General features: G+C 47.5%; 7 protein-coding genes and 1 pseudogene. All 8 read left to right on the top strand.

Features of this window, described 5'->3' with window-relative positions:
* Nucleotides 1-816: pseudogene (locus tag HFD92_RS21360) on the top strand (type VI secretion system tip protein VgrG); the annotation flags it as partial.
* 2 nt (nt 817-818) lie between these two features.
* Nucleotides 819-1,976 (top strand): DUF2169 domain-containing protein, encoded by a 1,158-nt coding sequence (locus tag HFD92_RS21355; RefSeq protein ID WP_167429656.1) that lies wholly within the window; start codon nt 819-821, stop codon nt 1,974-1,976.
* A complete protein-coding gene (locus HFD92_RS21350; protein ID WP_046101656.1) occupies nt 1,966-3,264 on the top strand; it encodes a DUF4150 domain-containing protein in 1,299 nt (432 codons plus the stop codon). Before HFD92_RS21355 ends, HFD92_RS21350 begins: the two co-directional genes overlap by 11 nt.
* Nucleotides 3,265-3,273: 9 nt before the next feature.
* On the top strand, nt 3,274-4,026 hold the full coding sequence (locus HFD92_RS21345; protein ID WP_052722460.1) for an ankyrin repeat domain-containing protein: 753 nt from the start codon (nt 3,274-3,276) through the stop codon (nt 4,024-4,026).
* A gap of 100 nt (nt 4,027-4,126) precedes the next feature.
* A complete protein-coding gene (locus tag HFD92_RS21340) occupies nt 4,127-4,861 on the top strand; it encodes an ankyrin repeat domain-containing protein (protein WP_235334498.1) in 735 nt (244 codons plus the stop codon).
* A 414-nt stretch (nt 4,862-5,275) separates the two neighbouring features.
* On the top strand, nt 5,276-5,995 hold the full coding sequence (locus tag HFD92_RS21335; protein ID WP_255461745.1) for an ankyrin repeat domain-containing protein: 720 nt from the start codon (nt 5,276-5,278) through the stop codon (nt 5,993-5,995).
* Nucleotides 5,996-5,999: 4 nt separating this feature from the next.
* Complete coding sequence (locus HFD92_RS21330; RefSeq protein ID WP_255461744.1) at nt 6,000-6,878, top strand: ankyrin repeat domain-containing protein; 879 nt, start codon at nt 6,000-6,002, stop codon at nt 6,876-6,878.
* A gap of 330 nt (nt 6,879-7,208) precedes the next feature.
* Nucleotides 7,209-10,150, top strand: a 2,942-nt coding sequence (locus HFD92_RS21325; protein ID WP_167429655.1) for a DUF6531 domain-containing protein, incomplete at its 3' end; no start/stop codon positions are given.

Raw genomic sequence — 10,150 nt, 5'->3', positions numbered from 1 at the left:
CCGCTGATCATTGGTCGGGTGTACAACGAGGCGAGCATGCCGCCGTGGGCGCTGCCGGCGGCGGCGACGCAGATGGGGTTCCTGAGCCGGTCGAAGGACGGCACGGCGGACACCGCGAACGCGCTGAGGTTTGAGGATAAGGCGGGTGAAGAGCAGGTGTGGCTGCATGCTGAAAAGAATATGGACACTGAGGTGGAAAATGATGAAACCCACAGTGTTGGCAGCAACCGGACCAAGACCATCGGCGGCAACGAAACGACCGAGGTGAAGAAAAACCGCACTGAAACGGTCGATCAGAATGAAACTATTACTGTTCATCAGAACCGTACTGAGACGGTGGATGGAAATGAAACCATCACCGTACACAGTAATCGAACTGAAACGGTCGATCAGAACGAAAATGTGCGAATCGGACAAAACCAGTCCGTTACGGTTAATGGCAATCAGATGCTTAAGGTCGATCAGGCCAAAACTGAAACAATCGCACTGGCTTCCATGCTTAATGTCGGACTGGCTCAGAACACGAATATCGGTGCAGCCTATGTGCTTAACGTCGGCGCTGGCTGGATGACCAATGTCGGCGCAATGCAGATGCACAATGTTGGCATGAAATATTCGCTGAATGCCGGGCGGGATATCGCGCTTTCTGCCGGGACAAATGCTGAGTTCAGTGCTGAAGACAAAATCACCCTGGTATGTGGCGAATCGATGATCGTGCTTGAGCAGAATGGCACCATTACCATCAGCGCGAATAAGATCAAGCTGGTCGGTGAGAAGGTGATTGATATCGACGGAACACAGATAGACATCAACTGATTATGGAAAATTTTGCTAATTACAGCGCTTTTCCGGCGCTGCTATTTGAGTCACTTGATCAGCATGACCATGGCTTTAACGTACTGGTGGCTCGTGTCAGTTATGACCTGGACATTATCAGCGGCAGGCTGACCTTGAGTGAAGATCAGGGAGAACTGGTCGAGCAGGATCATTACTACGATGAGCCCGGCACCAGTAGTGTACGTTTTGAAAGTGACCTGGCACCTTACAAACCCAGACTGGATGTGGTGATCAATGGCAGTGCGTGGGCACCTGAAGATAAGCCTGCACGGCATTTTACTGCAGGCGCCCGCATTGGTGACTTCACCCGCCTTCTGAATGTTTATGGCCCGCGTGAGTGGCGAAAAATGGTCACTGGCTGGCAACTGACGGATGCCAGACCCGTAACGCGACTGGATTTACGTTATGAATTTGCGCAGGGGGGGTGTTACAGGCTGGAAGGCGGAGAGGAGCTGGCTTCATCTGCCAACAGTGTTGGTGTTGGCTGGCTCCCGGCAAAAGCACAAAAAGAACTGAAACTGCAGCGCATTCCTGCCCCCCAGTTTGAATTACTTCCACAGCCTGTAAAAAAAATCGATGATGAAAATCTGCCGGCTGGATTTGGTTTCTATGGTCGGGGCTGGCATCCGCGCATTGCATTTGCCGGGACTTACGATGAAACGTGGAAACAGCATCGACATCCGTTTCTGCCCGCAGATTTTAGTTTCGACTACTGGTGCGGTGCGCATCCCTGGATGCAATTTCCCTTACCTAAACCCATGACGCATATTCCTGTCACTCTAAAAAACCTGATATCGCATCAGGAAAAGAGCGGACAGCAGATCGATTTTTCTGTGCCGGTAGAAACATTATTTGCCTTTGTGACCACGCAGCAGGGCGCCGGAGTAACATATGATTTGCAACTCGACACGCTGGTCATCGATTTACCTACTCGCCGGATTCACTGCAGTTATCGCGCAGTCTTCTCCGAGCAACTCGAACCCGCTATGACAGAGCTACGCTTTATCGCATCTGGTGAGCGTCAAATGATGATGAAACGCGCACAACAGCAACTTAACGATGGTGAGGCTGACAGTTTTATCCCGCTGCCAACTTCCATGCTGGCTCATATGAACGGGGAGCGACGCTATGGCGGATAACTATGCCGCACGCAAAGATGGCGTATATAAAGTCGTTGGATTAGCGCCCGATCTCTGTTTCACCCCCGGCATTCAGCCACCGGTACCTTATCCGGTAACGGCTACACTGGCACCGTCGAAAAGCACCGTAGATAGCGTGAAATTTAATGGTCATCCGGCATTTGTCTACAAAATCAGTTATGTGCCTACCACGATTGGTGATGCAGCAGGACGCAACAAAGGTGTAGTCAGTGGGACGGTTGAGGGAGACTGCTGGTCAATAGAACACAGCCCGGATACGTACATTGGTGGATTTCCTCTGAATCGCGTGCAGGATATGTTTGCCATGAATGGCAAAGCTCTTGGTGGACGCGGCGGGAATCTGACTAAGAAAGAGACATGGGAAAGGCGTAAAGCGCTGATTGAAAAAGGCAAGAAAAGCAAAGATCCTAAGGTAGTGCAGGCAGCTTTGCGGCTTGAGCAGAATAATACCGGTATGGAGAAGGCGAGACTGGCTGACTACGTTTATGAACCCCGCGATCCTACTAAGCCTATGCCTGATATTCCAGAAGGCTGGAAAGATATCAGTGATGATCCTAAGGCATTGGCTAAATATAATATCCATCCAGCTGATTTGACAGTACCAAAAGAGCCGGGTTTCAGGTCTCGTGTATATGAACCGGATGAAGCAACTTTTGGCAAGGATATGTCAGCATCTGTTGTTTTTCGCGGTACGCGAATGACTGAAGCTGTTGACTGGAAGAATAATGTGCAGCAAAGCGTTGGCGCTGAATCGAGCTATTACAAGCAAGCCGTAAATATTGGAAAAGCTGTAAAACGTTCGTCGGCACCCATAGATTTAACCGGTCATTCACTGGGAGGTGGACTTGCATCTGCGGCTTCACGTTCAAGTGGAAAAGCAGGTTGGACGTTTAATGCAGCGGGGCTGAAATCATCTACAGTGAAAAAATATAGTGGGGAAGACCCATCAGCTAAAAGTGCAGAAAACATATCAGCTTATCGCGTTAAAGGTGAAATTCTAACGATGGTTCAGGAACCCGGCTTTTGGGGAGGTGCTGCAGTTATTGGGAGCCTGGGATTAGCAGGGTTTAAAGTTGGCTCGCTATGGGGAGCCGTTGCTGGTAGTGCTTTTGGAGCAGGTTTGATAATGTCGCCCTCAGCAGTGGGCTCTAAGCATGAACTCAAGGGCGGTCAAGGCAGCGCGATAGATATGCATGGTATGGATCAGGTTAAACATTGTATAGAGATGGAGAAACATGATGATGAAGCAATTTTGCTTAATATTTAGGGAGATATTATGTTCATCAAAATATTCAGGAATGTAATACGCCGTTTATGGATACTGGTTTTTTTTGCTGCAACGGGATGTAACGCTATGAATAAACTACCTCCGGAAAAATATTTTCATGGGACTCAGTTGACCATGGCGCAGGCGATAGCAAGTGGAAATGTTTCAGAAGTAAGCAAACTTGCGAATAATGTTGAGCTTAACAAACCCGGCGCGCAAGATATGACAATATTGTTTTTTGCTGTACAAAGCGCTGAAGACAGAAGTCAAAATCAACTGGACATAATTCGCACATTGGTTAAAGCTGGTGCTGATCCTTTGCAAAATGTTCCTGATGTCGGAAGTGTTGCCGAAGTATTAGCTACATCACCCTATCCAGTATATATGCAAGCACTACTGGATGCTGACATGAATCCGAACGCAAAAATCATGGAGCGCCCGATTTTCTATCGTGCGGCGTCAGATAATACTATATCAACCCTGGCTCTAATGGTGAGAAGAGGAGCTAATATTAATCAGGCAGATAGTCTGGGCCGACCGGTTTTAATGCATGCACTAGATGGAATGCAGCTGGATACAGTTGAATGGTTACTTAATCATGGTGCCAATCCTAATGCAGTCGAAACCAATACTGGTTGGTCATTTATGCGCCAGCTTGACGACACCATAAAGCATAATGGTGGTGATAAGGGCGTTACGCACGATAAGTTAATGGAGATTCTATCGCTTGCTAAGCAGAAAGGAGGGCGTGTTTATCACTGATATTGCGTCTTTTAATAATAAGACAAGGATGTCTTTTTGCTTTGGCGCAAGGTTGAAAATTAAAAGCATTTTAATATTGATTGAAATAAGGCGACTTTAAGTGAAGAGGACTATATGCAAATTTGCTATATTTATTATGACCACTTTTTCATTGAGTTGTTGGGCAACAAATAGTCCTTTGCCAAAAAAATTCTTTTCAGGACGGAATCTTTTAGTTGCAGAAGCAATTGTCAGTGTAGATCCAGATAAAGTAAATGCGTTAGCCTCTGATGCACAGCTTAATGTTGCAGGTAAAGAAGACATGACCTTGCTCTATTTTGCCTTGCAGCAAGCGCAGGATAGAAAAAGCCAACAATTAGAAATTATGAGTCAGCTTGTCAAAGCTGGCGCTGATCCGCTTCAGGATGTCCCTGATATGGGTAGTGTTGCAGAAGTCGTTGCCACTTCTCCACATCCGGAGTTTATGAAGGCATTGATTGACGGTGGGATGAACGTCAATGTGAAAGTTCAGGGGCAACCCTTACTGCATGATGCTGCATCGGACGATACCATAAAAACGTTAGCATTGATGGTGGAGCGTGGTGCAGATGTGAACGCTACAGATTCGCTGGGGAAATCGACTGTAATGGCTGCACTGGATGGAATGCAGTTAGACACTGTCGAGTGGCTATTAAACCACGGAGCGAATCCCAATAGTGTTGAAACAAATACTGGCTGGTCTTTTATGCGCCAACTGGACGATGTGATCAAACGGAATAATGGAGAGAAAGGTGCTACGCAGGACAAGCTAATGGAAATACTTAAGCTTGCTAAGCAGAAAGGTGGGCGGGCTTAGTTCAGGCTTTGAAGATAAGTTTGTGGCGGGTTGTCGTTAGCGAAGAGACAAGGATGTCTTTCTGTTTTTTAAAAAAGGCTTAAATTTTATTTTTTAACATCAATAGAGTTTTCTTTTAAAAAGCACGTTGAAATTTGAAGTGTTTCTCAATATCTTTACTGCTCTTTCTCTGGTAGGGGCTTATTTTTTGTTCAGCCAGGAGCTGGCGCTATAAAAAATTAATAGATAAAGGGCTATTGGCACATCTGATAGCATTAATTTAACTCGTTTTCGTCAGGCAGGGAATTAAATTAATCCTGCTGCCAGAATTGATAGATAATCTTTAGTATCTTGTCCGAAAAATAGATTTCTGTTTAAATCGGTTTTGGAGTCTGTAAAGATCTTTAATGTTTTAGACATTACCAGAGGTGCAGGTTGAATCATTTAAGAAGGATGATTTTTTTATTTTCTTTTTTAACTCTTCAGGCTTGTGATGATGTTAAAAAAATCCATCCGGAAGAACACTTCTCAGGAAGTCAGTTACAACTGGCGCAGGCAATTGAAGATGGTAATGTTAATGAGGTAGAGAAATTATCAACGCAGACTGATCTTAATAAGCCTGGCGAAAAGGGCTTGACGATTTTGTATTATGCCCTCAGTGAAGCTCAAAAAAAGGACATTAACAGACTCAATGTAATGAGTGCTTTAGTGAAGCATGGCGCCGATCCTCTTCAATACGTTGCCGATATGGGTTCTGTGGCAAGTAACACAGCGGGATATTCAGATCCTGCTTTTGTCAAAGCATTGATTAAAGGAGGAATGGATAAAAATGCGAGGTTTAGCAGCACGCCGATAATATTTTATGCAACTAATGAAAAAGCCTTTCCGACTCTGAAATATCTTGTAGAGATTGGTACTGATGTTAATGCCAAAGATAGTCTTGGACAAACGGCAATATTTGAAGGGATATATGGCGAGCAATATGATCAGGTTGAATACCTTCTTAAGCATGGTGCCGATGCAAATGTGACCAATGTTAATAAGGTGACATTTAATCAATTATTGGATAGATCCGTTAACAATACTAATAAAGAAAACGTGAAAACTATTGATAAGCTGAAAGAGATAAAAGCGCTGGCGCAAGCAAACCGATAGGGTTTTGGATGAGGCTGAGTGGTATGGGTTAGTTGCACGCAAATCGTCAGATGATTTGCGTCCTAGCCTGACCTATAACACGAGGGTCAGACCACAAAAAAGAGTCCCTGTCACTATTCGTAATAAGTTTTTTGAATTTGCATCGAATCGCTGGAGGTACAGCTTGAGCCTTGTCAGGCGAATGGTTATTTTATTTTCTTTGTTAACTCTTCAGGCTTGCGACGACACGAAAAAGATCTATCCCGAGGATTACTTTTCAGGGGATCAGTTACAACTGGCTCAGGCAATCGAAGAGGGCAACGTTGATGAGGTGGAAAAATTATCAACGCAAACCGATCTTAATAAGTCTGGCGAAAAGGATTTAACGCTTTTGTATTATGCATTGAGTGAGGCATCAAAAAAGGAAGTTAACAGAATCAATATATTGAGTGTTTTAGTAAAACATGGCGCTAATCCTCTTCAATACGTTGTCGACATGGGATCTGTGGCAACTAATACAGCAGGGTACGCAGACCCTGTGTTTTTTAAAGCCTTAATTAAAGGCGGGATGGATAAAAATGCGAGATTTGAAAGCACGCCGATAATATTTTATGCAACAAATGAAAGATCCTTCCCGACTCTGAAATATCTTGTAGAGATTGGTACTGATGTCAATGCAAAAGATAGCTTAGGTCAAACGGCAATTTTTCAAGGTCTGTATGGTCAACAATATGATCAGGTTGAATACCTTCTCAATCATGGCGCAGATGCAAATATTACTGATGTTAATAATGTGACTTTCAATCAGCTCCTGGATAAAATTATTAGTAACACAAATAAAGATAATGTAAAAGCTATTGATAAGCTGAATGAGATAAAAGCGCTGGCACAAGGGAGCCGATAGGATTCAGACCAGGCTGAGTGGTATGGGGTAGTTGTATGCAATTCGCCAGGCAATATTAGTGTCAGCCTGTCCTGTACTGCTATGTTCAGACCATAAAAACAGAGTTCTTGTCATTATTCGGGACAAGTTCCTTGATTCTGCATCGGGTAGCCTTTGTGGCAAACTCTGGTTACTGCACTCTATTTCTCATCCCATCCCCGAAATGATCAAATGCAGGCCGGGCTGATTTTTTCTGTTATCGCGCCGCCTGATGTGATCTCTTATTCCCGGGTAAATTCGTTTTATCAATAACTTTATTCTTCATCCTGTAAATGTTCGCACGGAGCTCCAATGGCAACCGGAAATACGATTGGTAAATTACAATATGCGCCTGCGCCACAAGGCCATGTGGCGGCGGGCAGTGCCAACCCGCCGAAAAAGAAAAGCTGGTGGAGCAATTATGGCGACTGGGTGCATACCGGCCTGGATGTTTTAGGTGCCGTACCGGTTGTTGGCGCCGTTGCCGACGGCGCGAACGCGGCAATTTACACCGCAGAAGGCGATTATGGTAACGCAGCACTTTCAGCTGCTTCGGCGGCAGCTAACTTTGTACCCGGCGGGGGCGCTGCGTTTAAAGCGGGGAAACTGGCCGCAAAGGCAGGTAAAGCAGTCGAAGCCGCGAAAGCGGGCAAGGGTATTGCAAAAGAAGGTGCTGAGCTGGCAGAAAAAGCAGCAGCCAAAGCTGAAACGACCGCCGCTAAAGCCGCTAAAAAAGAGGCTGATGAAGTTATCAGCGCCAAGAAAGCGGGCAGTGAAAAAGGGGGCAGCGATAAAGGCCATGCTCAGAAAAAGACTGAACCGTGTAAAATTCCGGCAAGGCCTCTGCCGCAGGTGGAAATGGCGGTAGGTAGTCCGGTTAACCCTGTGCTGGGTATCAAGCTGCTGTTTGGCCCTGAAGACAATGATTTCTTTTTCCCGGCCTCGGTCCCCCTTAACTGGCAACGCTACTATTTTTCTGACGAAACGGGTAATGGCTGGCTGGGGCAGGGCTGGTCTCTGCCCATCTCACAGGAAGTGCGCAGAAAAAATCATTTGCTGATATTGATCGATGAGCAGGGGCGCGAAATAGAGTTTCCTTATCCTGAGGCAGGACGCAGGCCACAACTTCATCGCTATGAACAGCTCTCTCTCTCACAACCGCAGGCAGAGGAATTCTGCATTTCAGACGCGGATGAAAGTCAGCACTGGCACTTTACGCATAAAGCTGAATCTGACCGCTGGCTGTTATCAGCCATCAGTGACCGTCACGGCAACCGCCTGACACTGCGTTACGATACCCGGAATCTGCCTGTACAGATTGAAGATAGCGCTGGCCGTCGATTTAATATCACCTTTTCAACATTTTCATCGGATACGGGTATCCCCTTAATCCGTATCACCAGCGTCAGCGTCTGTTATCCGTCTGACCCTCTGAATGCTGAAATTCTGTGCCGCTACGATTATTCGACGCAGGGCGATCTTATTGCTGTGCGTAATGAGCTCAACGAGGTGCTGCGTGAATTCCGCTACCGCAATCATATTATGGTGGCGCATCGTCGCGCGGGCGAGATGGAGTGTTTTTATCATTACGACACCTATGCTCCGGAAGGAAAGGTCCTGGCACATCGTGACAGCCTCGGCGGGGAATGGCGTTTTGAGTATGACCATCAGTCCACAACGGTCACGGATGCCCTGGGACGCGTAACCCGTTACGACTTTGACGATAACCAGGAACTGATCGGCTATCAGGATGCGATGGAAGGTTATATTCGTATCAGACGGAATGTTCGCGGTCAGATGACAGAACTCACCGATCAGTGCGGTCGGGTAACGCGTTACCGCTATGATGAACGTGGCAACTGTACAGCCATCATTGAGCCAGACGGTCAGACTACACGTTTTGACTATCACGAACGCTGGAATATGCCGGTTCGTATAACCAACATGCTGGGTGGCACCCGGGAATTTAGTTACGACACAGCAGGAAACTTAATCCGCTTCTCGGATGAGATAGGTCGCATTACAGAATATAACCATGACGATCGCGGCAATCTGGTCAGGGTGCGTGATGCTGCAGCGGGCGTACAAACGTTATGCTGGAACCAGGCCAACTTCCTTATCAGTCATACCGACTGCTCCGGCCGGACCACCACCTTCGATTATGATAAATATGGCTGGATGAAGCAGCAGACTGATGCAGCAGGCTGCCTGACGCAGTTTTTTAACCGGTGGAATGGGCTGCCTCAGCAGATAGTGCATGCCGATGGTGGATCAGAGAGTTTTGAGTTTGATCGCTGGAAACGGCTGGTTGCATGGCAGGATCCTCAGGGGCAGGTTACACGCTGGACACTGGCAGCGGATGGCGTGCCGTTATCGCGAACTGATGCACTCGGCCACAGCATTGGCTACGAATATGATCTGGCCCGTCGCCTGACCGCACTGACTAATGAAAATGGCGCACGTTATGCCTTTTGCTACGATGCCCGGGATAACCGGATAGAGGAGCGCGGGTTTGATGGGTGTAAAACGCGTTATGAATATGATGAGAGTGGCTGGCTGCTGGCTCGCATTGAAGAAGGCGATGGCAGCGGGCCGGTAATCCAGTCACGCTATCAGCGTGACGCGGCCGGGCGATTGCTGGAAAAAATGGTGTCGCGCGGAGGCGATGCAGTATGGCAGCGTACCCGCTATCGTTATGATGCGCTGGGTCGCCTGACTGCAGGGGTAAATCACGGCGGTCGCTCTGAGCTGGAATGGGACGATGCAGGTCAGTTACTTGCTGAGCGGACGCTGGTTAGGGGGCACCGTTACGAACTGCACCACAGCTATGATGAACTGGGTAACCGGACGCATACCACCTTGCCGGATGGCCGGGAACTGAAGCAGTTTTATTACGGCAGCGGGCATCGGGTCCAGGTTAACTTTGGTAACCGGGTCATCAGCGAAAGCGAACGTGACGTCCTGCATCGGGAAGTGCGACGCACCCAGGGCGCAATCACCAGTGAATATCTGCACGACGAGATGGGACGGCTGATAAGCCAGCGTGCGGGCCGTGGCGCTCAGTCAGCGGTGGCACGCGAGTATGTCTGGCGGCGCGATGGACAGCTGACGCAAATGACAGATAAATACACGGGCGATTATCGTTACGAATATGACGCGCTGGGACGCATGACGCGGGCGCGTGATGAGTATTTTGCCTTTGACCCGGCGCACAATCTGCTGAGCGAGGCCCAGGCGCAGCCCCTGCAGGATAA

The sequence above is a fragment of the Pantoea sp. EKM101V genome, assembly GCF_011800325.1.
Classification (GTDB): domain Bacteria; phylum Pseudomonadota; class Gammaproteobacteria; order Enterobacterales; family Enterobacteriaceae; genus Pantoea; species Pantoea anthophila.
Note: the sequence above shows the minus strand (reverse complement) of the source record. Positions and strands in the feature narration are given on the sequence as shown.